The sequence below is a fragment of the Nocardioides sp. GCM10023255 genome (genome assembly GCF_042653125.1).
Lineage (GTDB): Bacteria > Actinomycetota > Actinomycetes > Propionibacteriales > Nocardioidaceae > Nocardioides.
This window is the reverse complement of the sequence record NZ_JBHSHU010000010.1, coordinates 257,577-281,486: the sequence shown is the minus strand read 5'-3', so window position 1 is coordinate 281,486 and position 23,910 is coordinate 257,577. Positions and strand designations below refer to the sequence as shown.

24 protein-coding genes and 1 pseudogene are annotated in these 23,910 nt (G+C 71.5%); 17 read left to right on the top strand and 8 right to left on the bottom strand.

Features of this window, described 5'->3' with window-relative positions; translation table 11 throughout:
* Positions 1-557: 557 nt before the first annotated feature.
* Positions 558-1,649, bottom strand: a complete 1,092-nt coding sequence (locus ACFO9I_RS17945; protein ID WP_379183312.1) for a helix-turn-helix transcriptional regulator — start codon at positions 1,647-1,649, stop codon at positions 558-560.
* Positions 1,650-1,786: 137 nt separating this feature from the next.
* Here ACFO9I_RS17945 and ACFO9I_RS17940 point away from each other — a divergent pair, with 137 nt between their 5' ends.
* The gene (locus tag ACFO9I_RS17940; RefSeq protein WP_379183310.1) at positions 1,787-2,230 is read left to right on the top strand and encodes an Lrp/AsnC family transcriptional regulator; all 444 of its coding nucleotides are present in this window, start codon (positions 1,787-1,789) and stop codon (positions 2,228-2,230) included.
* Between the two features lie 411 nt (positions 2,231-2,641).
* Here ACFO9I_RS17940 and ACFO9I_RS17935 read toward each other — a convergent pair.
* A pseudogene (locus ACFO9I_RS17935) lies at positions 2,642-2,887 on the bottom strand (TetR-like C-terminal domain-containing protein); the annotation flags it as partial.
* Between ACFO9I_RS17935 and ACFO9I_RS17930 the strand changes: the two are divergent.
* Together ACFO9I_RS17930 and ACFO9I_RS17925 are read left to right on the top strand one after the other, a co-directional pair.
* A complete protein-coding gene (locus ACFO9I_RS17930) occupies positions 2,846-3,040 on the top strand; it encodes a hypothetical protein (RefSeq protein WP_379183308.1) in 195 nt (64 codons plus the stop codon). The pseudogene ACFO9I_RS17935 and the gene ACFO9I_RS17930 sit on opposite strands and share 42 nt — an antisense overlap.
* Positions 3,041-3,142: 102 nt before the next feature.
* Entirely contained in the window at positions 3,143-3,766 is a 624-nt protein-coding gene (locus ACFO9I_RS17925; RefSeq protein WP_379183306.1) for a hypothetical protein, read from the top strand.
* 127 nt (positions 3,767-3,893) lie between these two features.
* Here ACFO9I_RS17925 and ACFO9I_RS17920 read toward each other — a convergent pair whose 3' ends face one another.
* A complete protein-coding gene (locus ACFO9I_RS17920) occupies positions 3,894-4,898 on the bottom strand; it encodes an ArsR/SmtB family transcription factor (RefSeq protein ID WP_379183304.1) in 1,005 nt (334 codons plus the stop codon).
* A gap of 55 nt (positions 4,899-4,953) precedes the next feature.
* Here ACFO9I_RS17920 and ACFO9I_RS17915 point away from each other — a divergent pair, with 55 nt between their 5' ends.
* Positions 4,954-6,207, top strand: a complete 1,254-nt coding sequence (locus tag ACFO9I_RS17915) for an MFS transporter (protein WP_379183303.1) — start codon at positions 4,954-4,956, stop codon at positions 6,205-6,207.
* A gap of 249 nt (positions 6,208-6,456) precedes the next feature.
* Here ACFO9I_RS17915 and ACFO9I_RS17910 read toward each other — a convergent pair whose 3' ends face one another.
* Positions 6,457-7,725: an alpha/beta fold hydrolase gene (locus ACFO9I_RS17910; RefSeq protein ID WP_379183302.1), complete on the bottom strand. Its 1,269-nt coding sequence runs from the start codon at positions 7,723-7,725 to the stop codon at positions 6,457-6,459.
* Between the two features lie 76 nt (positions 7,726-7,801).
* Here ACFO9I_RS17910 and ACFO9I_RS17905 point away from each other — a divergent pair, with 76 nt between their 5' ends.
* Positions 7,802-8,488, top strand: coding sequence for a GntR family transcriptional regulator (locus ACFO9I_RS17905; RefSeq protein ID WP_379183300.1), 687 nt, complete (start codon positions 7,802-7,804; stop codon positions 8,486-8,488).
* 23 nt (positions 8,489-8,511) lie between these two features.
* Here ACFO9I_RS17905 and ACFO9I_RS17900 read toward each other — a convergent pair whose 3' ends face one another.
* The 4 genes from ACFO9I_RS17900 to ACFO9I_RS17885 form a co-directional block, all read right to left on the bottom strand.
* Complete coding sequence (locus tag ACFO9I_RS17900) at positions 8,512-9,363, bottom strand: CPBP family intramembrane glutamic endopeptidase (RefSeq protein ID WP_379183298.1); 852 nt, start codon at positions 9,361-9,363, stop codon at positions 8,512-8,514.
* Positions 9,360-9,884: a hypothetical protein gene (locus ACFO9I_RS17895; protein WP_379183296.1), complete on the bottom strand. Its 525-nt coding sequence runs from the start codon at positions 9,882-9,884 to the stop codon at positions 9,360-9,362. Before ACFO9I_RS17895 ends, ACFO9I_RS17900 begins: the two co-directional genes overlap by 4 nt.
* Before the next feature lie 127 nt (positions 9,885-10,011).
* A complete protein-coding gene (locus ACFO9I_RS17890) occupies positions 10,012-10,905 on the bottom strand; it encodes an HpcH/HpaI aldolase/citrate lyase family protein (RefSeq protein WP_379183294.1) in 894 nt (297 codons plus the stop codon).
* Positions 10,898-11,863: an FAS1-like dehydratase domain-containing protein gene (locus ACFO9I_RS17885; protein ID WP_379183292.1), complete on the bottom strand. Its 966-nt coding sequence runs from the start codon at positions 11,861-11,863 to the stop codon at positions 10,898-10,900. The genes ACFO9I_RS17890 and ACFO9I_RS17885 overlap by 8 nt, the downstream gene beginning before the upstream one ends.
* Before the next feature lie 35 nt (positions 11,864-11,898).
* Here ACFO9I_RS17885 and ACFO9I_RS17880 point away from each other — a divergent pair, with 35 nt between their 5' ends.
* The 12 genes from ACFO9I_RS17880 to ACFO9I_RS17825 all read left to right on the top strand — a co-directional run bounded on the left by ACFO9I_RS17880 (position 11,899) and on the right by ACFO9I_RS17825 (position 23,848).
* Positions 11,899-12,933, top strand: coding sequence for an alcohol dehydrogenase catalytic domain-containing protein (locus tag ACFO9I_RS17880; protein WP_379183291.1), 1,035 nt, complete (start codon positions 11,899-11,901; stop codon positions 12,931-12,933).
* Between the two features lie 114 nt (positions 12,934-13,047).
* Positions 13,048-14,202: an acyl-CoA dehydrogenase family protein gene (locus tag ACFO9I_RS17875; RefSeq protein ID WP_379183289.1), complete on the top strand. Its 1,155-nt coding sequence runs from the start codon at positions 13,048-13,050 to the stop codon at positions 14,200-14,202.
* Between the two features lie 91 nt (positions 14,203-14,293).
* Positions 14,294-14,659: a Zn-ribbon domain-containing OB-fold protein gene (locus ACFO9I_RS17870; RefSeq protein WP_379183287.1), complete on the top strand. Its 366-nt coding sequence runs from the start codon at positions 14,294-14,296 to the stop codon at positions 14,657-14,659.
* 33 nt (positions 14,660-14,692) lie between these two features.
* On the top strand, positions 14,693-15,847 hold the full coding sequence (locus ACFO9I_RS17865; protein ID WP_379183285.1) for a thiolase family protein: 1,155 nt from the start codon (positions 14,693-14,695) through the stop codon (positions 15,845-15,847).
* Positions 15,844-16,461 carry a hypothetical protein gene (locus ACFO9I_RS17860; protein ID WP_379183283.1) on the top strand — a complete coding sequence of 206 codons (618 nt, stop codon included), beginning with the start codon at positions 15,844-15,846 and terminating at the stop codon, positions 16,459-16,461. Before ACFO9I_RS17865 ends, ACFO9I_RS17860 begins: the two co-directional genes overlap by 4 nt.
* The gene (locus ACFO9I_RS17855) at positions 16,458-17,219 is read left to right on the top strand and encodes an SDR family NAD(P)-dependent oxidoreductase (RefSeq protein ID WP_379183281.1); all 762 of its coding nucleotides are present in this window, start codon (positions 16,458-16,460) and stop codon (positions 17,217-17,219) included. The genes ACFO9I_RS17860 and ACFO9I_RS17855 overlap by 4 nt, the downstream gene beginning before the upstream one ends.
* Complete coding sequence (locus ACFO9I_RS17850; protein ID WP_379183279.1) at positions 17,216-18,904, top strand: class I adenylate-forming enzyme family protein; 1,689 nt, start codon at positions 17,216-17,218, stop codon at positions 18,902-18,904. The genes ACFO9I_RS17855 and ACFO9I_RS17850 overlap by 4 nt, the downstream gene beginning before the upstream one ends.
* Positions 18,901-19,788 carry an SMP-30/gluconolactonase/LRE family protein gene (locus ACFO9I_RS17845; RefSeq protein ID WP_379183277.1) on the top strand — a complete coding sequence of 296 codons (888 nt, stop codon included), beginning with the start codon at positions 18,901-18,903 and terminating at the stop codon, positions 19,786-19,788. Before ACFO9I_RS17850 ends, ACFO9I_RS17845 begins: the two co-directional genes overlap by 4 nt.
* 523 nt (positions 19,789-20,311) lie before the next feature.
* Positions 20,312-21,679, top strand: coding sequence for an MFS transporter (locus ACFO9I_RS17840; RefSeq protein ID WP_379183275.1), 1,368 nt, complete (start codon positions 20,312-20,314; stop codon positions 21,677-21,679).
* A complete protein-coding gene (locus ACFO9I_RS17835) occupies positions 21,676-22,740 on the top strand; it encodes a CaiB/BaiF CoA transferase family protein (protein WP_379183273.1) in 1,065 nt (354 codons plus the stop codon). The genes ACFO9I_RS17840 and ACFO9I_RS17835 overlap by 4 nt, the downstream gene beginning before the upstream one ends.
* The gene (locus tag ACFO9I_RS17830; RefSeq protein WP_379183271.1) at positions 22,737-23,108 is read left to right on the top strand and encodes a YciI family protein; all 372 of its coding nucleotides are present in this window, start codon (positions 22,737-22,739) and stop codon (positions 23,106-23,108) included. Before ACFO9I_RS17835 ends, ACFO9I_RS17830 begins: the two co-directional genes overlap by 4 nt.
* 68 nt (positions 23,109-23,176) lie before the next feature.
* Entirely contained in the window at positions 23,177-23,848 is a 672-nt protein-coding gene (locus tag ACFO9I_RS17825; RefSeq protein WP_379183269.1) for a hypothetical protein, read from the top strand.
* The last annotated feature ends 62 nt before the right edge of the window (positions 23,849-23,910 follow it).

Here is a 23,910-nt window from a genome sequence, read left to right as displayed (position 1 = left end):
CCAGGCGAAGACTCCGGGTGAGGGCCGCTAGGGGCTCGTCGCTGGAGCTTTCCATGGAGCCGGTGCGGTGAGTGACGCCGCGACCCGGCCGCTCTGCTCCAGCGACGTCAGCGCTCGGTCGGCGCTCGCGGCGGTAGCGACGGGTGGCCGGGTCCCGGCGTTCCTCGGTCCAGTCGCGGAACGGCCAGCCTGCGGTCCGCGTGGCGGGGATCGGTACGTCCGAGGCGAACGTCGAGTGCCACCAGAGCCGACCGTGGCTGGTCGGAACAGGAGTGCGTCCGGGTCTTGTCGCCCTGGGGTCGGCCTGGGCGAGCCGCCGGTTCACGCGCAGCGGTCCCGTTGGGGGAAACCGGGGGAACTGGGGTGAGGTTCGACCGCCGCTGACGTGCATGCAAGAGGACCTCGATCGCCGTCGCTCGACGACTTCGCCCTCGCTTCTGGTCCGTGCTCGGCGCCAGTCGGCTGACTTCGCAGAGCACGTCGGCCGCAGCGTTGACACGCATGATGTTCAGGATCGGCGACCACCACGGTCCGGGTCCGACCGAGCCGTCGGGGCATCAGAGCAGGTGCAGCGTGCGCGCGACGGCCAGGGCCTCGCTGCGGCGTGACACGGAGAGCTTGCTGTAGAGGCTGGAGACGTGGGTCTTGACGGTGTTCTCGGAGACGTAGAGTGCGGCGGCGATGTCGGCGTACGTGGCGCCACGCGCCAGCTGGGCCAGCACCTCACGTTCACGCGGGGACAGTGCGGGGGCCACGACGTGGGCCACGGTTCCCTCTCGCTCCTGTGGCAGTGGCACGGTCGGGGCGACGAGGCTGGTGATGTCCGCGCGTCCCGCCGCGTCGGCGGTCAGCTCGAGCAGCCATGCGCGCGACGACCGGGTCGACAATCGCTCGAGGAGGGTCTGGACGGGCGTTCCCTGATGGACCCATCCAAGGAACGGCACGGCGTTGCGGCGCAGCTCGGTGGCGATGACCGCCTCTTCGAGGGCATGCAGGCTCGCGTCGTGTTCACCCAGTACGTCGAGCACCTGTGCCTGGCAGACGAGCGCCAGGGCACGGACCGGCGGTTGCACGAGTGTTGCTGACTGCCCGGCTTCGGCGAAGGCGTCCGCCGCCCGGCGCCGGTCGCCCTTGAGATCGGCCTCGAGCCCGATGACGAGCAGCTCCTCGCCGCGCAGGCGACGAGACCTACCGAGATCCGCTGCGATGCCGTGGAGGGCCGAGCAGTCGGAGGAGGCGCCGGCAGGCAGGGCCCGCTCCACCAGGAGCGCCCCTCGCAGGTGTTCCGGCAGTGCGTCCTCCTGGAGGAGGGGTGACTCGTGAGCACGGTTCAGGGTCTGCGCGGCCTGTGAGACCGAGCCCGATGCCAGCGCCAGGCGAGCTTCGGCGATGCGCCCCCAGAAACGAGTGCACAGATCGGCTTCGTGCAGGTCCCTCGAGCTGGCCGGCGGTGACACGTCGGAGCCTCCGTTGACATCCACCAGGCTGCCGAGGAGCAGCGCCAGGGCTGACCGGGAGGACGTCAGGTTCTGACGCGGACCGGTCGACCGACCGGCCAGCTCGAGGGCGGCCCGGGCGACGTCGGCGCAGGCGTGCTCCTCACCCGACAAGTACTCGTTGAAGGCGAGGTGACTCATGGTCGCGGCCACGAGCTGGCCCAGTCCGCGGGTCCGCGCCAGCTGGCTGCTCGCGACCAGGGAGTCCCGGGCGTCGTGAAGGTCCCCGAGCCAGTCCCCGGAGCAGGACCCCGAGGCTCGAGTCGAAGGAGATCACAATGACAGTGGGCTTGGACCCGACCGACCGTCGAATCCTCGAGACGCTGCGCCGCGACGGGCGCATGTCCATGCGCATGCTCGCAGAATCGGTGCACATCTCCCGGGCCAACGCCTACGCCAGGGTTGAGCGACTCCAGCGAGCCGGCGTGATACGCGGCTTCCGCGCCCAGGTTGATCCCGTGCGCAGCGGATTGAGCACTTCCGCCTACATAACCGTGAATCTCCAGCAGTCCGGGTGGAGAGGAATCCGCGAACGCTTGCAGGCCATCCCCGGGGTGGTGCACATCGCGCTGGTCGGCGGGGATTTCGACGCGGTGCTCCTGGTGAGGGCTCACGACAATGCCGCCTTGCGACGCGTCGTCCTCGAACAGATCCAGCAGGTCGAGGGCGTGACAGGTACCCGAACCCTGCTGATCCTCGAGGAGAGCGAGCCCTCGGCCGGCGTCCAGTCGTGATGCCTGGACACGCGGTGCGATCGGCGCAGTCGGCTGAGTTCGCAGGGGCCGCGTGGGCCGCAGTGCTGATGGTATGACGATTGGAGAAGGCGACCACGACGGTCCGGGTCCGACCAACCCTTGGCATCCTCCCGCAGCAGCCGATCCCGGTCCTGCAGGGCGAACAGTCACACAGGCCCTGAACGGGCTTTGTTGCGGCCCTGGCGCTAGGGGAGGCGCCGACCCGGGGTGAGACCAACCGTCACCATGACCGGTCTCAGATCTGCGAATGGCGGACCAAGGCAAGGGCCCACACCCGAACGGTGGCCTCGACGGCGCCGTTCCGGAACGGTCGGGCCGGCCCTGCCGGCTGTCGATCAGGTGGTCGAGCAGCGCGTCGCCCTGGGGCCAGGGGAACGCGGGGACCGCCTCCTGCAGCGAGACGTAGCCGTGCAGGGCGACCCACAGGGCCGTCGCGTCGACGAAGCTCGCGCCGTCGGGCGCGGGCGACCGACGACCGGCCGCGTCCAGCAGCCGCCCGAACGCGTCGCCGCCGAGCAGCTCCCCGGCCCTGCGCGGCGCGTTCACGGCTGACTCCGCGCCGAGGCGGTGGCGCCCGAACATGACGCGGTAGCGATGTGGGCGGGCGCGGGCGAACCCGACGTACGCGCTGCACAGGGCAGCCAGCTGGGCATCGGCGTCGGCACCCGGTTCCGCGGCGGTCTCCAGCGCCGCGTCGAGCTCGGTGCTCAGGGAGCGCGCCCGCACGAGCAGCTGCTCGCCTTCCTCGGCCGGGACGTCGGGGCGCGGTCCGTGACGCTCGGCGCCTGAAGGTCGGCGCCTGAAGGTCGGCGCCTGAAGGTCGGCCGGCTCGCCCCGCGGGCCCAGCTCCTTCAGTAGCATTTGTCGAAGCTTCGAGCGCCGGGAGGTGTGATGTCTGATTCGACCCGGACGGGCGGACTGGATGCGGTGCGCAGCGGCCGCTGGTGGCAGGCGTTCACCGGTCTGGTGCCGGTCATCCTGATGGTGCCGATCCTGCTCGCGGAGGCCTACGCCCTGGGCGTCCTGGTGGCCTTCGTCGGTGTGGCGGTCGTCATCGCCTATCACCTCCGGCGGGGCCAGGGGGTGTCCAGCCTCGATGCGCTCGCGGCGGCGTTCGCGGTGGCCAACGTGGTCCTGTACTTCGGTTTCGACAGCACCCTCCTCATCGAGCACCTCGACGCCGCGTTCTACACACTCTTGGCGCTCCAGGCGCTGTTCAGCCTGCGTGGGGACACTCCGTGGACCACGCAGTTCTCCCGCCGCACCGTGGTGCCGGATCTCTGGTCGACCGACGCGTTCGTCGCGATGAACCTGCACACGACGCGGCTCTGGGCAGCCTGCTTCGTGCTCTGCGACGTCGCGGCGTTGACGCTGCCTGACCCGAGCAGGGTCTGGGTGCCGGTCGCGCTGATGATCGCCACCGTGATCGTCTCTCGCCGTGTCGGCAGGCGAGTCCTTGCGGACCGCCTCCAGGCCGCGAGGTCGCGCCAGGGTGACGCCGAGCCTGCCGGCTGACACCCCGGCCCGAACGGGCAGGGCCTCGCGGAGACCGGGCAGGAACACTCTCGGACCCGCCGAGTGTCCCGTGCCGGATCAGGCGCCTCCGACACGTCCATGGATGGGCGGATCAGGATTCGCGCCGCTACGACCCGGGGGACAGGGTCTCCGTCCGGGAACCCGTCGAACTCGCTGCCAGCAGGTCGTCGCCGAGCTGGCTGCGCAGGTACAGCACCGACCGGCCGTGCCGGGCCGAGGTGAGCAGGCCGGCGTCGCGCAGCGCGCGCAGGTGTTGGTTGACCGCGGTCGTGGTGACACCGAGCCGCACGGCGAGCTCGGTCGAGGAGGCGGGCGACTCCAGCAGCACCAGCAGCCGGGTCCGGGCCTGGCCGATGAGACCGGCCAGCGCATCGGGCACGGGCGGACGCTCGCTCTCGAAGAGCGCGCCGAGTCCGCGGGCGGCGTACATCACCAAGGGCGACTCGTGCGGTGCGATCGGGACCGATGCGTTGCGCACGAACATGGACGGAGCCAAGGTGAGCCCGGCGCCGGCCGTGGTGCGCCGGTAGCCGACCGGGGTCCGCGTGGTGATCTGGACGATGTTCCCGTCGAGGGTGACGGTCGGGGCGAGGTCGGCGAACATGCCGTGCAGCCCCGAGGACGCGATGGTGCGGCCCCGGTGGACGATGTCGGCCTCCAGCAGGGCGCGCATCCGGGGCCACCAGGGCTCGAAGCAGGCGGCCCAGTAGTCCGCGAGCGCGGCCGTGATCCGGCCCATCACCCGATCCGTGGGTCCGCGCAGCGCCGCCGGCACCGCGGTGGGGTCGGGGTGCACCTCGGCGATGTCGGCGCGCACGGCCTCGGGCGGCGTCCGGGCCGCGCTCTCGAGCTCGTCCTCGAAGCGGGTGAGGGGGGAGCGTGGGTGCGGGGTGAGGAAGTCCAGCACCCAGAACGACTCGTTGGTCAGCGCGCGCAGCACCTCGAGGTCGAGCCCGGCGCGGGCCGGCTCGGTGAGGCGCAGCCACGGGAGCATCAGGGGATAGCGCCCGGGGTCCCGGAACGTGCGCAGCGAGAGCGTCACCTCGCCCAGCGGCGAGATCGCGAAACGCACCTCGCCGAGATCGGTCCCGGTGAGGTCGTACTCGATCATGAAGCAGGACGCTACATCGATGGTGCCGACGGGCGGCTGATGACAGAACACTCCTGTGCTCTCTCGCCTGCTTCCCGCCGAGCCCGTCCACCGGGCACTCACCCTCGCCACCCTGTCCGCAGCCCTCTCGACCGGGCTCTTCTTCAGCGTCAGCGCGCTCTACTTCATACGGGTCATCGGCCTGCCCGCCACCACGGTCGGCCTGGGCCTGACGGTGGCCGGTGCGGTGGGCGTGGCCGCCTCCTACCTCGGTGGTCACGCCGCCGACCGCGTCGGAGCCGACCGGCTCCAGCTCGTCGCCAACGCGGTGCAGGCCGCGGCGCTGCTGGCCTACGTGTTCGCCGGATCGGCGGTGACCTTCACCGCGGTGGCGTGCGTGGCGGTGGGTGCCCGCGCCCTCCAGGGGACCGCCAAGGCGACCCTGCAGGCGTGCTGGTTCACCGGTCCCGAGCGGGTCGAGGTGCGCGCCCGGCTCCGGGTGGTGACGAACGTGTCCATCGGAGCGGGGACCTGCCTGGCGGCCGTCGCCCTGCTGCTGGACACCGCGGCGGCGTACCGGACCACGATGGTCGGGACGGCCGCGCTGACCGCCGTCGCCACGCTTCCCCTCGCCGGCCTGCGCTCCCGGGTCCCGGGGCTGGCCGAGCGCCTCACGGTCCGCCGCGACGCCGACGGGGCCCGGGTCCGGGGCCGCTCGCCGCTGCGCGACCGCACCTACCTCGCCTCGGTCGGACTGAACTCGGTGATCGCGATGCAGTTCGGCATCCAGACCGTGGGTGTGCCGCTGTGGATCGCCGGGTCGACCGACGCCCCGACCGTGATGGTGTCGGTGCTGATGGTCGTGAACACGGTCTTCGTGGCGATCTTCCAGGTGCGCGCCTCGCGGGGTACCCACGACATCCGGTACGCCGGGCGCACGGTGCGCCGCGGCAGCCTGCTGCTGGCCGCCGGCTGCCTGCTCTACGGCGCGGCCGGTCACACCGGGCTGGTCGGCGCAGTCGCGCTGCTGGTGCTCGCCGAGCTGCTCGGCTCGTGGGCCGAGGTGTGGTGCGAGGCCGGGGGATGGGGGCTCGCCTTCGAGCTGGCCGACCCGGCGAGCGCGGGCGCCTACCAGGGCCTCTCGCAGACCGGCTACGCGCTGGGCGGGATGGCTGCCCCGGTGGTCGTCACCGCGACGGCCGTCGACCACGGGCTGCCGGGCTGGGCCCTGCTGGCCGGTGTGTTCGCGGCCGCCGGCGTCGCGGTGGCAGCGCTGGCGCGGGCGACGGCCGCGCGGCGAGCCCGCCCCGAGGTCGGGCTCGCCGCCTGACGCAAGTGCCACACGCCGGCATCGTCGCGGTGGGGCTGGTCGTGCGAACGACGACCGGCGACACCCGGTCAACGCCGGGTTCCCTGACCAATGCTGGTCGAGGAGTCGGTGCCGCCGGCCACTAGCGCTCCGCGCTCAGCTGGCCGCACGCTCCACTGCACGAGCCGCGACACCACGGGGACCACGGCCTCCCGCGCCGATGGCGAGGGCCGGGAAGCCCTGGCACTCCCGTGTCGCCGGTCAGCCCTCTCAGTCGCGCGGGGCGGCCTCGGTCTCCGACGGCAGGAACTCCTCGAGAGCGGCCACGACGAGGTCAGGCTGCTCCAGCGTCGGCATGTGCGGCGTTCCTGGCATCTCGGCGTAGCGGGCGCCCGGGATGTCGCGCGCGATCCGAGACATCACCTCCGGAGTGGTGGAGGCGTCGAGCTCGCCGGCCAGCACGAACGTCGGTGCACTGAATCCGGCGAACTTCCCTTCGACGTCGATGGTCGCAAACGCCCGCCAGGCCGCGGCCGCGTGCCCGGGGTCGCCGCGCAGCACACAGTCCCGGGCGTAACGGACCCCCCAGTCGTTGACGGCCAGGGCATCGGAGGTGAACCACCGCACCAGCGAGGGCGCGACCTGGGCCGCCATGCCGTCCTGCTCGATCGACCGAGCCCGGCCCTCGAAGGCCTCGAACGCCACGTTCGTTGTCGCCATCAGGGTCAGGGACTCGAACCGATCGGGTGCCAGGGTCGCTGCGGTCTGGACGACACCGCCGCCATAGGAGAGACCCACCACGTGCGCCCGGTCCAGCCCGATGGCGTCCATGACCTCGAGCAGGTCAGCGGCCAGGTCGCTCATGTTCGAGGGGTGCGGCGCCTCGGACGCCGAGCCGTGCCCGCGCAGGTCGTAGGCGTACACCGTCCGGCCGGCCGCGAGCCGGGTGATCACCGGCTCCCACATCCGCCAGTCCAGCCCCAAGGCGTGGACGAGCACCACGGGTGGCCCGGCGACCCCGGCCTGCGCCACGGTCGTCTCGTGGTCGCGAAGCCCGATCCGGCGCAGCGTGGGCGGCTCCGGCGTGTTCGCCTCCGCCAACACTCGGTCGATCACGGTGAGTGCGTTGAGAGCCCGGGGGAACCCGGCGTAGACCGAGACGTGCACCGGAACCGCACGCAGCTCGGTGGGAGTGACGCCTTGGCGCAGCGCCGCGGCGACGTGCGCAGCGAGCTGCCGCTCGCTGTCTCCCAGCGCGACCAGGACGGCGACCGTGGCGAGCTCACGCTGCGCCATCGTCAGCTCCGAGCCAGCCAGGGGACCCGCGAACGGGCCGCCCACCAGCCAGTCATACATCTGAGGCGACGCGACCCGCACGGCCTCGAGAGCTTGCTCGGGCTGGCGGCCCATCAGTCGGGCGAAGTGGCCGGCGCCCCGCGCCGGTGCGTCTCCGGCGGCGCCAGAGTGGTGGCCGCGCGGCCTTTGGGCGGTTCCGCCGGTCCCGACCTGGAGCTGTTCGGCGGTTTCGGTGTGCTTCATGCGGTGTTCCTTCCAGGAGTCAGGATCGCTGACTCCGGTGTCGGATATGATATTCCTGATCAAAAGGGGGTTCGTGATGAGTAGTGAGCAGTTCCGGCCCGGTTCCGGCGGCCTAGGCCGCGTGCCGAGGTCGGCGATGAGCGCTGCGGTGGCCGACCACATTCGGCAGCTGATCTTCAACGGCACGCTCAAGGCGGGTCAGCGGGTGCCTCAGGACGACCTCGCTGCTGACCTGGGGGTCAGCAGGCTCCCGGTTCGCGAGGCCCTGATCGCGTTGGAGACCGACGGGCTGGTCACGTCCGAGCCGCACCGGGGCACCTACGTGCAGCCGATCAGCCGCAGCGACATCGAGGACCACTACGACATCTACGGGATGATCCAGGGCCTGGCGGCCGCGCGCGCACTGGCGTCGGTCTCCGAGGACGACGTCGCCCAGATGCGTGCCTGGCACGAGCAGATGTGCACCGCGAACGACCCGCAGCAGACGATCCGCCTCAACTGGGACTTCCACGCCCTGCTGACCCGGCGCGGGGGCAGCATGCGCATCAAGTCGATCCTGCGGCAGATGTCGCACAACCTCCCCCGTGAGCTCTACGAGCTGCAGACCGCCAGCCCCGAGGCCAACGACGGGCACGCGAAGATCCTCGACGCGCTCATCGCCGGTGACGCCGACGCTCTCGATGCCGCCAACCGGGAGCACATGCGAGTGGAGGGCGCCTACGTCCTGACGATCCTCGAGAAGCGAGACGTTCTCTCGGACTGAGCGGCGTCCGCCCACGAGGCGGATCACCGGATCGCCTCTCGGCTCAGAAGCAGCCGGCCCCGAGTGGCGAGCATGAGGGCGGCTGCGGCCGTCGTGGTGAGGGCGGCGGCGACGATGAGCATCACGTGCTCGGGCCCGACGATCCCGAGGTAGGAGTAGCAGGCGTCGAAGGACGCGTGGAAGACCGCGGCCACGATGACGCTACCGCCGGCGGCGTTGACCAGGCCGGTGACCAGGACACTGGTGCCGATGACGAGGATCAAGAAGGGCGCGACGGGCAGCCCTCGATCGTGCTCGCCCGGATTGGCCAGCAGCGGCAGGTGCCACACCGCCCAGGCGGCGCCGACGATCAGCGAAGCAGCCGCAGGCCCCACACGGTGCTGGACACCGGGCAGCAGCGCACCACGCCACGCAGCCTCCTCGGTCAGCAGGAACAAGCCCGTGCCGTAGGCCAGGTAGGCCAGCGCCGCCGGCAAGGACATCAGCCGCCCCACCGGGACCTCGCCGCCGGTGCCCGCCACCAGTGCGGCGGTGGCGCCGGCGATCCCCAGGGGCAGGCCGAGCGCGACGAGGTAGGTCCAGACGGGTGCGTGCCAGCGCAGCAACCGACCTGCGAGGTCACGCAGGCCGGCTCTCCCGCTCACGCCGGCGACAGCCAGTGCCAGTGCCGGGAGGATGCTCCACAGGGCGAGCCCCTGGGGGAGGTGCCACCCGATCAGGCCATGGTCCTGGGCGATCCGCGAGAGCCAGATCGTCCAGGGGCCGGCGAAGCCGGCGAGGCCCAGCCAGGCAAGCTGCGGCCACCGCTCGGCCGGGGTTCGCTGGGACGTCGAGGCCGGCCTGGAGGTTGCGGCCAGGGACGGCGCGGGGCTCATGCCGCGGCTTCGGCCGCGCCGGGCACCGGGTGACGGTGCCGTACGGCGACCACGACGGCGGTGGCTGCGTACCGGGCCACCACCATCGCCACTGCCATCAGCACGAATGCTGCTGTCCAGGCGTCGGCGCCGGTGATGTGGTGACGCATCGAGAACTGGCCGATGGTCATGGCGCCGCTGTGGGTGGCCCATTCGGCGAACGCGACGCGCCCGGCGATGACGGCGATCCACAGGGCCGCGAAGGCGATGCCGGCGGTCACCACCAGCGAGTCCGCGCGTTGGTGCACCCGGGTCAACCCGGCAGCCACGACACCGAGGACCGCCCCGGTGCCGGCGCCGACCAGCGCGAGCAGGTCGTCGTCACCGGCGGTGGGGACGTGGCGCAGGTAGAGCACCGCCACGGCGGCGACGACAAGCGCGGGCACCGCGAAGAAGGCGGGGGTGAGGGACTTGGTTCCGACGTTGCGGCCAAGTACCCAGGCGAGCAGGGCGAGGTTCAGGATCCATTGCGTGGTGGACATGGCGGTTCCTTGGAGGGGTGACGGTTCCGGGAGACAGATGTGCGCGGTTCTCGGCCGCGCCGGCGCCGCGCGCCGGCCGTGTCGGTGACGGCGCCGCCGTGGGACCCGGGGGGCCGGGACGGCGGTGTCACTGTGCGGCTCCGTCGCCGCCGGCCTTCGTGGCCTGCACCGTGTCGGCGGTGTCCCAGTCGGCGAGCAGCTGGCGGGCTGACCGGACGGTGGCGGCATCGACCATGGCGCCGTCGGTGCCGCGGTAGACCCCCGAGCCCTCCCGGGTGGCCCGGTCGAAGGCGTCGAGCGCCAGCCGGGCGGCCGACAGTTCCTCGGCGGACGGACGGAAGATCCCGGTGGCGGCCCGGACCTGTGCCGGAGTGATGCACGCGCGGCTGCCGAAACCCATCCGGCGGAAGGCTCGTGAGCTGTTGTGGAACCCGTGCATGTCGGAGGCGCGGATCTCGACGGGCGCGACCGGCTTGTCGAGCTTGAACGCCGCGCTGCACGTGACCACCGCGGCGCGGATCGGGTCGAGCAGCCGATCCTCGTGCGGCTGAGCACGCAGATCGGCGGCCAGGTCCGCCTCGCCCAGCTGCAGCACCGCGACCCGGGACAGGGCGGCAAGATCGGGCAGGGCGAGGAGAGCCTTCGCGGACTCGATCACCAGCCCGACCCGCACACTGGCCGGCAACTCGGCAGTCAGGGTGCCGATCTCTGCGGGGTCTTCGGCCTTGGCGAGCCAGACGCCGTCGAGGTGGCGGCAGTCGCGTAGCGCATCGACGTCGAGGCGGCCCTCGGCTCCGGCGCTGACCCGCACCCAGACGTGCTGCGCGTGCCGCTGCTCCAAGACGGTGCGCAGGCGCCGCCTGGCCTCCGGCCTGCGGCGGGGGGCGACGGAGTCCTCGAGGTCGAAGATCAGCGAGCCCGACACCCGTGCGAGCGCCTTGTCGATCAGGTCGGGCTGGTCCGCGGGGACGTAGAGATGGGTGATGCCGTGGCCGGTCAGGCCACTTCCCTGGTCAGACATGGGGTGCCTCCTCCGCGACGAAGCGGGCGGTAGCCAAGGGGGCCGGGTGACCGTGGCGGATGACCGTGACCTCGTCGGACGACCGGGCGACGATCAGGTGCTGGCCGGCGAACGCCGGCTGGCGCAAGCGGTACTCGAACGACCCGGTGAAGGGTTTCTCGTCGATCCGCCGCCCGAGCTCCAGCATCAGGAGCGCCAGGAGCGGCCCGTGCACCACGAGGCCGGGAAACCCCTCGGTGCCGGTGGCGTAGGGCAGGTCGTAGTGGATGCGGTGGGCGTTGTGCGTGACCGCGCTGAAAAGGAACAGCTGCACCGGATCCGGGTGGAACTCCAGCTCGCCGCGGGCACGGTCCAACCGGACAGGGTGACCCGTCGCCACGGCGGCGTTCGTGGGCTCGGCGCCGGGCACGGCGGGTGCAGGCGCGTCGTCCTCGGGCCCGGGTGGCGTAGGGGAGGAGTCATGTCTGCCGAGCGGTGCGGTCCGGTAGACGTGGTCCTGTTCTTCCTCCAGGGCGACGGCCCCGCGGGCGTCGAGGTACTGGTGGCGCACCGTCACGAAGACCAGCTGGCCGGTGCGGCCGGGCTTGACCTGGACGCCGGTCACCTCCGAGCGCCTCGTCACCGACTCTCCGAACACGATGGCGCGCAGCACCCGCACCCGGCCGCCGGCGAACATGCGCACCCGCGGTGAGAGCGGCGGGTAGGACGGCGCGGTCAGTGGATGCCCGTCCGGTCCGATGTTCGACTGTGGCCACGCTTCGGGGAAGTAGAACCAGGCCCACAGCGGCGGCAGTGTCGCCCGCTCGCCGAGCGTGACGTCCAGCAGCGCAGCGAACCGCTCGGCCGGCCCACGCTCGATACCAGCCCGCATCTCGGTGGTCGGCGGGGTCCACCCCGCAAGCCGCTCCCGCAGCGCGTCGAGTTCGGCCTGAGTCGAGGGGTTGCTTTCCTGCGCCATGTTGATAACGTATCAAATATCAAAGGAGGGTGTCCATGAGAGCTGTAGTCGTCACCAACGTCGGCGGACCAGAGGTCCTCGAGCTTGTCGCCGTGCCCGATCCCTCCCCGCGGGGCCCCGAGTGCCTGGTGCGGGTGCTGGCGTGCGGGGTGTGCTCGCACGACGTCGCCACCCGTCGCGGCACGTTGAAGAGGGGGATCGAGCTCCCGGTCATCTGCGGCCACGAGATCGCGGGGGAGATCCTTGCGGTCGGTCCCGGTGTGGTCACCCGACGGCCGGGCGAGCTCGTGGTCTCCACCCAGCGACGCCGCGTGTGCGGATCGTGCCGCTGGTGCCGCTCGGGCCGGGAGACGCTCTGCCCCTCACTGGAGTTCCTCGGCGACGTCGGTCTCAACGGTGGCTACGCCGAGCTCGTCCTCGTCGAGGAGGACAACCTTGTGCCCATCCCCGAGAACCTGAGCCCAGCGGAGGCATGCATCGTGGCGTGCACGGTGGGCAGCGAGCTCAACGCCATCCGCGACGTCGCTCGGGTCCGGGCCGGCGAGACGGTCCTGGTCACCGGCGCCGGCGGCGGCCTGGGCATCCACGGGATCCAGGTCGCTGCGGCCTGCGGTGCCCGGGTCCTGGCCACCACGACCACGCCCGGCAAGGTCGCGCTCCTGGAGAAGCTCGGTGCGGAGGTTCTCCTGGTCGATCCGGGGACCGACTTCGCCGAGCGAATCCTCGACCACACCGACGGCCACGGCGTCGACGTCGCCATCGACAACGTCGGCTCGCCGGTCTTCCACGCGGTCCGCAGGAGCCTGGCCCGCGGCGGCCGCTGGGTGCTGGTGGGTCAGCTCACCGGCGACTTCGTGAGCCTGAACCCGGCGCAGCTGTTCCTGCGGGGCATCGACCTGCTCTCGGCCATCAGCACCACCCGCCAGCAGGCCGTCGACGCCCTCGACCTGGTCAGCCGGGGGCTCGTGGTCCCGGTCATCGAGGACGTCCGACCCCTCGCCGAGGCCAGCGATGCCCACCGGCGAGTCGAGTCAGGCGCCGTCACCGGCCGCCTCGTCCTCACACCCTGAGCCGCCCTCAGACCCAGATCGACCCTCGCCACGGCCCCACCCGGCCCACTTCACGTCCGTCCCACCCCGATTGCCAACCCCGATTGCCAATCCCGAGAACAGCAGGAGCACAGCATGAGCGTCATCCCTGAGGACGAGCTCGAGATGCTCGCGGTCGTCCGCGACTTCGTCGACCGCGAGGTCCGACCGGTGGTGAACGAGCTCGAGCACGCCAACGAGTACCCCGAGAAGCTCATCGAGCAGATGAAGAACCTCGGCATCTTCGGGCTCGCAATCCCCGAGGAGCTCGGCGGCACGCCGGTGAGCATGCCCTGCTACACCCTGATCACCGCCGAGCTGGCCCGCGGCTGGATGTCACTGGCCGGGGCGATGGGTGGCCACACCGTGGTCGCCAAGCTCATCTCGACCTTCGGCACCGACGCCCAGAAGTACCAGTACCTGCCCCGCATGGCGACCGGCGAGTTGCGCGCGACCATGGCGCTCACCGAGCCCGGTGGCGGCTCGGACCTCCAGGCCATGACCACGACCGCGCGGGCGAACGAGGACGGCTACGTCGTCAACGGCACCAAGACCTGGATCACCAACTCACGACGCTCCGGGCTGATCGCGCTGCTGTGCAAGACCGACCCCCAGGCCGAGCCCCGGCACGCCGGGGTCTCCATCCTCCTCGTCGAGCACGGCCCCGGGCTGGTGGTCAGCAAGGACCTGCCCAAGCTCGGCTACAAGGGAGTCGAGAGCTGCGAGCTGGCCTTCGACGACTACCGGGCCCCGCAATCCGCCCTCCTCGGCGGCACCGAGGGCCGTGGGTTCGCCCAGATGATGAAGGGCCTGGAGACCGGTCGCCTGCAGGTGGCCTCCCGAGCGGTCGGCGTGGCCCAGGCCGCCCTCGACGACTCGATCCGCTACGCCACCGAGCGGGAGTCGTTCGGCAAGCCCATCTGGCGGCACCAGTCGGTGGGCAACTACCTCGCGGACATGGCCACCAAGCTCACCGCGGCCAAGCAGCTGGTCCTCTACGCCGCCGAACGCTACGAGGCCGGTGAGCGCGTCGACATGGAGGCCGGCATGGCCAAGCTCTTCGCGTCCGAGACCGCCATGGAGATCGCCCTCAACGCCGTACGCATCCACGGCGGCTACGGCTACTCCACCGAGTTCGACGTCGAGCGCTACTTCCGCGACGCCCCGCTGATGATCGTCGGCGAGGGGACGAACGAGATCCAGCGCAACGTCATCGCCAGCCAGCTCATCGCCCGCGCCGGCCTGGCCTGAGACCACCCGCGTCACCGAAAGGACCCCCATGCCCGACCACTCACCCGCGGCCCCCGCGGTGACAGACCCGCCCCGACCCTTCCGCACGGACGTGGTCTCAGCCGAACCGTTCGCCCTGCTCGGCACCCGGTGCGCCGACGGACACACCACGTTCCCGGCCCGCGACCTGTGCCCGACCTGCCACCGCACCGACGTCGCCACCGTCGCTCTGGCCGGCACCGGCACCCTGCACACCTTCTCCGAGGTCCACCAGGCTCCCCCCGGCGTCGAGGTCCCCTACCTCCTCGGCTGGGTCGACCTCGCCGAGGGCTGCCGAGTGCTGGCCCGCATCGCTGCCAGCGACCAGCAGCCCCGGATCGGGGACCCGGTCCGGTGCCGCCCCGCCGCCTTCCTCGCACCGGACGCGACGCCCGCGCTGGGATTCGAGTTCGAGGTGATCCGCGATGCCCATCAGTGAGACGCCCGCCCTCGCCCCCACCAGGAGACCGCGATGACCCTTCCCCCCGCACATGTCGCCGGAGCCGGCATGGTCCGGTTCGGCAAGTACCCGGCCGACGTGACTCTCGAACGGCTCGCGGTCGGCGCCGCGCGGGCCGCGATCACCGACGCCGGCGCCGACCTGCGCCACATCGACGCGGTCTACGTCGGCCACGTGTTCGGCGGCCCGGTCGCCGGACAGCGCATCGCCGTGCAGCTCGGCCTCGACGGGCTACCGGTCTCCAACCACGAGAACTACTGCGCCTCCGGGGCGACCGCGATCCGGGAGGCGTGGGTTGCCCTCGCCGCCGGGCTGCACGACGTCGTGCTCGTCATCGGCGTGGAGAAGATGACCGACCGGGTCGCCGGGGGAGTCCGCCCCGACCCCAGCGACCTCGACGCCGCCGTCGGCCTGGTCATGGCCGCCGGCCACGCCATGAGCGCCCGCCGGTACATGCACGACCACGGCGTCACCCGCGAAGCCATCGCCTCAGTCGCCGTCAAGAACCACGCCCACTCCGTCCACAACCCGTTCGCCCAGTACCAGCGGCCCGTGAGCCTGGAGGAGGTGCTGGCGGCCCGCACCATCGCCGACCCGCTCGGCCTGCTCGACTGCAGCCCGATCTCCGACGGCGCCGCAGCGCTGGTGATGTGCACCCCGGCCGGCCTCAAGCGGCTCGGGCTGACCGGGTCGACACCGAGGATCCTGGGCTGCGGCCTGGTCAGCGGCGGCTTCCAGGACGGCTCGCGCCCATTGAACGACGAGGACGTCTCCCGCCGCGCCGGCGAGGCCGCGTGGCAGCTGACCGGCATCAGCCCCACCGACGTCGACATCGTCGAGATGCACGACTGCTTCACCATCGCCGAGATCGTCCGCCTCGAAGGGCTCGGGCTGGTGCCGGTCGGAGAGGGTGCCCACTGGACCGAACAGGGCCACACCGCCATCGGCGGCAAGCTGCCCGTCAACGCCAGCGGCGGACTGCTCTCCCGCGGGCATCCAGTCGGCGCGACCGGCGTCGCCCAAGCCTGCGAGCTCACCTGGCAGTTGCGCGGCACCGCCGGCGGTCGGCAGGTCGACGGCGCGCGAACCGGGCTCGCCTACTGCAAGGGCGGCACCGTCAGCGGTACCGACGGCGGCTCCGTGACGACCCTGGTGATGCAGTCATGACCGCCCTGCGACCGTCCGAGGCCGACCTGACGGTCGGACTCGGTACGGGGGTCGTGGGCACTCGGCCGCTCGCGGTGGACCTGGCGCGCATTCTCGGGACTGAGGCGGTCGCGGACTACCGGGAGCTCCCGCCGGGTCGACGCCACTACTGCCTGGTCCCCCCGGTGCCGGCAGTCGCGCACCTCTCCTCCGTCTCCGATGGGCACCTGACCACCGAGCTCGGCGCCACCTTGCGAGACACGCTCTACGCGCTGCAGCACACGGCATCCCAGATCGAGGCTGCGATCGGTCCCACCCGACCCGACCCAGACGGCCAGGTCGCTCAGGACAGCGGCAGCATCTCCATCGTGCTGCCGGCCGCACCTGCCCTGGGCCAGGCTGGTGCCTCGCTCGCCGGCGCGTTCTGCGGCGGCTCGCTGAGCCTCGCTCGCACCCTGGCCATCGAACTCAAACGGCAACGCATTCGCGTCAACACCCTCGTGGTGGACGAGGAGATGCCCGGGGTGGTCGCCTCGATTGCCACGCAGCTGACGGCACTCATGTCCATGCCCGGTGTCACCGGCCAGGAGATCTACCTCGCCGACGGCCTCGACAGCGGAAGGATCCGACCGTGAGCGCCCGCATCGCCATCGTCACCGGGGCGGGGGGAGCCATCGGCGCCGCCATCGCCTCCCGCCTCGCCGAGGTCGGCAACCTGGTGGTGGCCGCCGACCTGGACCTCGACGGTGCCGCAGCCACGCAGTCCAGCATCACCAGCAGTGGCGGCCGCGCGGACGCCTGGCGCCTGGATGTCGCCGACCCTGACTCGCGTGCCAACCTGGTCGCCGGCGTCCTGGACCGCCACGGACGCATCGACGTGCTCGTGAACTGCGCGGGCATCCTGCGCGACGCACGCATCGGCGACGTGACCGACCAGACGCTGCTCCCCACCCTGACCGTCAACCTCCTCGGTCCGCTTGCGCTCGCCCGCCAGGTCATCGAGCCAATGACGGCCACCGGCGGGGGCAGCATCATCAACATCGCATCCCGGGCCTGGCTCGGCATCTTCGGATCCGCCTCGTACTCGATGACCAAGGGAGCGCTGGTCGGCGCCACCCGCTCCCTGGCACTCGAACTCGGCCCCGCCGGCATCCGGGTCAACGCGATCGCCCCCGGCTACGTGCACACCCCCATGTCGGCCAGCCTGCCCGAGAAGGTCGTGCGCCGATCCGTCGACGCCACACCACTGCGCCGCGCCGGCGACCCCGACGACGTAGCGCGCCTGGCCACCGAACTAGCCCACCCGCACTCCTTCGTCACCGGACAGGTCATCGCGGTCTGCGGTGGGCGCACAATTGGACAGCCTGAAATGGCAGAAGGGACAGCATCATGACCGCCCCCTCCCTCGACCTCGAGCAGACAGCGTCCCACGACATGCCCGAGGCCCGCACCGCCAGCGCCCTGATCCGCGAGCTCGCGCACGCCCACCCCCATCGGGTCGCAGAGACCTTCGAGGGCCGACACCGCACCTTCGCCGGACTCGACGCCGACGTGACCACCTGGGCCAAGGCGCTGATGGCGGCCGGGGTGCAGCGCGGCCAGGCCGTCTCCATCCTGGCCGGCAACCACCCCAACTTCGTGACCCTCGCCTTCGCGACGGCACGCGTCGGCGCCTTCCTGGCCCCCCTCAACACCTGGCACACCGCCCCGGAGCTGCAGTACACCGCCGGTCACGCCCCCTCGGTGTTGCTGTTCACGATCGACACGCTGCGCAAACAGGACTTCCGCGCCGCCTGGGGCCAGGTCATCCCCGAGCTCACCGCGCAGCCGGCCCAGCCCCACTGGCGGCTGAACGCCGCGCAGCTGCCCGCACTGCTGGACGTGATCTCGCTCGACGGCGGGCTTCCGGGCGCCACATCGCTCGAGGCGTTCCTTGCCGCCGGCGCCTCGGTCACCGACGAGGACCTCGCCGCCCGCGAGGCACTCAACCGACCCGAGGACCTGATGTACCTGCTGTTCACCTCCGGGAGCACCTCGAAGCCCAAGGCCGTCAAGCTCCACCAGGGCCACCTCATCGAGAACGCCTGGTGGATCGGTGACCGCCAGGGCATCACCCCCGACGACCGCGCCTGGATCGCTACCCCCCTCTTCTACGGAGTCTCGGCCATGCAGGGCCTGTTCGGGGCCCTCACCCACGGCGCGCGCATCGTGCTCCAGGAAGCCTTCGAACCCACCGAGGCGGTCAAGCTGCTCGAGGAGCAGCAGTGCACGGTCTACTACGGGTTCGGCAACCTGACCCGCAAGCTCCTCGCGGTCCCGGGGTTCGACAAGATCCGCATCGCGCTGCGCAAGGGCATGATCGGCTTCTCGGTCGAGGACCGCCGGCTCGCGCTCGACGAGCTCGGCGTCATCAACGGCTGCAGCGTCTACGGGATGACCGAGACCTACGGCCTGTTCGCGCTCACCCGCCACGACGACCCCCGCGAGACCGTGCTGACCAGCCAGGGCTTCCCGCTGCCCGGGAACGAGCTGCGCATCGTCGACCCGGCCACCGGTGCCCCGCTGCCCGCGGGACAGGTGGGTGACCTGCAGCTGCGCGGTCGCATCACCAGCGGCTACTTCGACGACGAGGAGCGAACCCGCGCGTCCTTCACCGACGACGGGTTCTTCCGTACCGGCGACCAGGCCTGCGTCGACGACACCGGCCGGCTCGTCTACCACTCCCGGGCCGTGGACACCATGAAGCCCGGCGGAATCAACGTGGCCCCCCAAGAGGTCGAGGCCCTCCTCGATGAGGTGCCGGGCATCGCGCAGGCCCACGTGTGCGCGATCCCCGATCCGGCCGACGGCGAGCGGGTGGTGGCCTTCATTGAGGCCGACCCCGCCGTCACCACCCCCGAGTTCATCGTCAACCACCTGCGCGGCCGCGCCGCCTCCTACAAGATCCCGCGCCACTTCATCTACCGCAGCGACGCCGACCTGCCGAAGCTGCCCTCGGGCAAGATCCCGCGCCCGATGCTGGTGCACGAGGCCCAGGTCGAGCTCGCCCCCGCGCACGAGGCGAGGCCCCAGGGATGAGCAGCACTGCAGAAGCCCACCTGGCCCTGCCCGAGTCCGCGACCGTGCTGGCCTCGGGGATTGGGTTCACCGAAGGACCCATGGTCCTCGACGACCGGCACCTGCTGGTCGCCAGCGTCTCCCGCGGCACCGCGGTCCGGCTGCCGCTCGACGGCTCCCCGCCCAGCACCGAGTTCGAGACCGGGGGAGGGCCGAACGGGCTCGCGCTCGGCCCGAACGGGCTGGTGCTGATCACCCAGAACGGCGGCACCGCCATGCGGTCCCGCTCGACGGTGCCGGCGGTTCCCTCCATCCAGGCCCACCAGTACGGAGTCCTGTCGACCTACGCGGCACCCGAGCTCAACTACCCCAGCGACTGCGTGTGGGGACCCGATGGCACCCTGTGGTTCACCGATCCCGCCGACCACAACATCGTCGGCCCAGCCGCCCCGGGCGCCGTGCGCACCTTCAACCCCCGAACCGGAGAGTTCCGCACCCTCGGCGACGGTTACCAGTTCCCCAACGGGATCGCTTTCGGCGAAGACCCCTCGGTCGTGTACCTGGCCCAGACCGCCGCCGGAGTGGTCACCCGGCACCGACTCGTCGACGGCCGGCTGGAACCCGACGGCTGGATCGCCACGCCCTCCCATGGGCGGCCGGACGGCATCGCCTTGGACAGCAGAGGCTGGCTGTGGGTGGCCGGAGCGACCGGTGACGACCTCACGGCCTTCGACACCAATGGCCGGCAGGTGGAGCGCATCGTGCTCGGCCACGGCGTGCTGGTGACCAGCTTGTGCTTCGCCGGACGCGACCTGAACACGCTCGTGGTCACCATCGCCAAGGGGGGAACCGTGGTCGCGCTGCCGGCGCTCCACCCGGGGCTGCCGCTGCCCATCTGGCGCTGACCCTCCGCGTATCAGCTTCGAGGCCGCCGCGGCACCTCCCGCCGGCGCCTCCGCAGCCGATGCGCGACCACGAGCGCCTCGGGCGCCCCGGGTGTGCCGCCTCGGTCGCGGCCTCGCCGGCTCCTGAGGCCGTGCACCGACTCTCCGCCCGCCTCCCGGCGCGGCCTCGGGTCGGCACCGGGAGGCGACTTCCCGGCCCGCTGCGCCGCCGCGCCGGGAGCCGGCCCGACAGGCCGTACTCGGCCGCGCACGCACCGCCTCGACGCGGCTGATCAAGGCTCGTCGTGTCGAGCGCGGGCCGCCGGCTCGGAGCCCAGCGGGGCCGGATGTCTGGACCGCGCCGAGGGCCGGAGGCCAAAAGTTCACAGACGTCGCTCGAACCCTTGCCTTCGCCCAACACGCAACGCTAACGTCGATATGTGATCTTTGATACAAGATCAGATCATGTCGGCCCCCGAGAGAAAGCGAACCGACCGATGCGTACCTCACACCTCACTTGGATGGACGGGAGTGACTTGCAATGGTGACCACCCCCGCCGCACGTGCGGCTCGCGCCCGGATGCCGCGCAGCATCCTGGCCGCCACCGTGATCGGAAACTTCACCGAGTGGTTCGACTTCGCCGTGTACGGCTCTGTCGCCGTCACCCTCGGAGCGGCGTTCTTCCCCTCCCACGACCCCGCTGTCTCGCTGCTGTCCTCGCTGGGCGTCTTCGGGATCGCGTTCTTCTTCCGACCCATCGGCGGCGCCATCCTGGGCGCCATCGGCGACCGCTACGGCCGCCGGGCCGCCCTGGCGATCGCGGTCACCGGCATCAGCCTGGCCACCACGTGCATCGGCATCCTGCCCTCCTACGCCGCCATCGGGGTCTGGGCGCCGATCTTGCTGGTCCTCCTGCGCGGCATCCAAGGCCTCTCCGCCGGCGGGGAGTGGACCAGCGCCTCGGCCTTCCTCGCCGAGTACGCGCCGACCAACCGACGCGCGACCTGGGTCAGCCTGGTGTCGGTGTCGGCCGCAGTGGCCATCATCTGCGGCAACCTCCTGGTGCTCGGCCTGGAGGATCTGTTCGGCAGCGCGGCGATGCAGAGCTGGGGTTGGCGCGTTCCTTTCCTGCTCGCCGCACCGCTGGGCGTCGTCGGGCTGTACATGCGCCTCAAGCTCAACGAGACCCCGGTGTACCGGGAGATGGCCAAGACCGAGTCCCAGCACAGCACCCCACTCGCCAGCGCCTTCAGGACCCAGAAGGCCAACATGGTCCTGGCGTTCTTCTGCTCGAGCATCATGGGCGTCGGCCTGTACTACTTCGCCACCTACTTCGTGAACGCACTGTCGCTGGCGGGAGCGTTGACGCGGCCGACCATCCTCACCGTCAGCGCCGCCGCCCTGCTCATCTACGCAGTTCTCTGCCCGGTCGCCGGCTGGATCTCCGACAACATCGGACGCCGGCCGGTCTACCTGGCCGGCTGCATCGGACACCTGGTCCTGGCGGTGCCGATCTTCAAGCTCGTCACCTCCGGCGACACCGGAGCTGCCCTGCTGGGCCTGGCGATCTTCGCCATCCCCCAAGCCGCGCTGAATGTGATGGGCTCGATCACTCTCGTCGAGCTCTTCCCGCCCCACAACCGGTCCACCGGCGCCGCCATCGGCTACGGGCTCGGCGTCGGCCCGATCGCCGGCAGCGCCCCCCTGATCGCAACCGCCCTGGTCGAGCACACCGGGAACCCGATGGTGGCCGCCTACTACCTGATGGGGATCGCCCTGGTGGTCACCCTCGTCCTCGTCGCCCGGCTCCCCGAGACGTTCACCAGGTCCCTGTTCGCGACCACCCCCGCGGGAGGGACCGTCGACGAGCGCGGCACCGAGCCCACCAGCGACGAGGCGGCGATGGCGTGACCACAGCACTTCACGGTCTGCGGGTGCTGGAGTTCGCCGGGCTCGGGGCGGCCCCGTTCGCCGCTTCGCTGCTGGAGGAGGCCGGCGCCGAGGTGATCCGCATCGACCGCCCCCCGGCCGGCCCGCGCAGTGACCGGGCGACGCTCACCCTCGACCTCAAGGACCCCGCGGACCGTGAAGTGGCGCTCCGGCTGGCCGAACGCGCCGACGTGCTGATCGAAGGGTTCCGGCCAGGAGTGATGGAGCGACTCGGGCTCGGGCCCGAGCCGCTCCTCGCGGGCAACCCGGGCCTGGTCTACGGACGGATGACCGGCTGGGGACAAGACGGACCCCGCGCCAGAGAAGCCGGCCACGACATCAACTACCTCGCGGCCAACGGCGTCCTCGGCTCGATCGCCCGACGTGGCGAACGCCCCGTCCCTCCGTTGAACCTGGTCGGCGACTACGGCGGCGGCGGTCTCCTGCTCGCCTTCGGCCTGCTCCTGGCCGTGATGGAACGGCAGCAGTCCGGACAGGGGCAGGTCGTCGACGCCGCGATGGTCGACGGGTCCAGCCTGCTGATGACCGGGATCTGGAAGCGTCGCGCCGCAGGACGCTGGCGCGACGAGCCAGGCACCAACGACATCGACACCGGCTCGCCGTTCTACGACGTCTACGAGACCCGCGACGGGCGGTACCTCGCCGTGGGCAGCATCGAGCCCCAGTTCTACGCACGCCTCCTCGAGACACTCGGGCTCGACCGCGAGATGGCGGAGCGGCAGTGGGACCGGTCCGCGTGGGTCTGCGACAAGGCAGCGATCGCCGCCCGCTTCGCCGAACGCGACCAGGTCGACTGGGTGAAGGCCTTCGAGGACGTCGACGCCTGCGTCACGCCGGTGAACACACTGGACGAGGCCATCACCGATCCGCACATCTGCGCACGGTCGGGGCTGATCGAGGTCGACGGGCACCTGCGCCCGGCCCCCGCCCCCCGACTGAGCCGCACACCGCTGGTCGCCAAGCCGGCCCGACCCGCACTCGACCGCGACCAGGCCGAGCAGCTGTGGAGCCACGACCGATGAACCAGGACCCGCCCGCCTCACCGGATCCGCACCCGCACCGCGGCCGGCCCACCGACGATGGAGAGGCCTCACCTGGAGTCTTCGTGGTGCTGCTGACCTACACGGCACCGCTGGTGCAGGTCGACGACCTCCTCGACGCGCACCGGACCTGGCTGGACCAGCGGTACGCCGAGGGACGGTTCCTGGCCTCCGGGCCGCAGGTGCCGCGCTCGGGCGGGCTCATCCTCGCTCGGGCCCGATCGCGCGAGGCGATGCTCGACGTCGTCGGCACCGATCCGTTCTTCCGTGCCGGGGTCGCCTCCTACGAGATCGTGCAGTTCGTCCCGACCCGGGGACCTCTGGCCGCTGCACTGGTGGGCGGTGCGTGATGCGACGGCACTCGTGGTTCTCGTCGCGAACCAGCGCGTCGTCGTCCTCGGCGCCCTGGTTGGCGCTTGTGCCCCAGCCGGACCTGGAGGACGGCGCGCCGGGACTCGGGCTCGCGGCGCAGGAGCGGCGCCGGCTGAGGGTCGCGATGCTCGAGGACACTGTCAGTGCGCTGGTCCGGGTCGAGCGGATACGCGCGGTCGTGGTCGTCTGGGAGCATCCCGCGGACTTGGAGGAGATGCGCGGCCTTCCCCAGGTGATGCACCTGGTGGCCCAGAGCCGGGAGCCGAACGAGGCCCTGGCGGGGGTGGAGCAGCAGCTGGAAGGCTGGGTCCGCCGCAGCGGCAGGGTCGTCGTCGCCGGCAACCTCCCAGCCTGCGACCGGCGCGCCCTGGACAAGCTTCTCGACGTCGCAACCACCAGTCCGGCCTGCTTCCTCCCCGGCCCGCAGGGCCGTGGTACCACGGTTCTGACGGCCCGCGCCGGGGCCGCGCTGGCCCCTGGCTTCGGCGTCGACGCCGCGCCGTGCTCCGCGGCTCTCGACGCACGCCCGCTGCCCCCCAGCAGGTTCCCGACGCTCTCGCGTGATGTTCACACCCTGGCCGACCTCCGCGAGGCGATGCGTCTCGGGGTCGGGCCGGCCACGTTGGCGGTGGCCCGCGACCTGCACCTTCTTGCCCCGGAGCGGACCGGGGCGCGCGATCGCCGGCTCCGTCCCGAGCTTGCTGTCGTCCGGGCGTGAATGCGACGCCGTGAACAACCTGAACGACATGAATCCGACAAGGCCGTCCACCTGGACGCCGT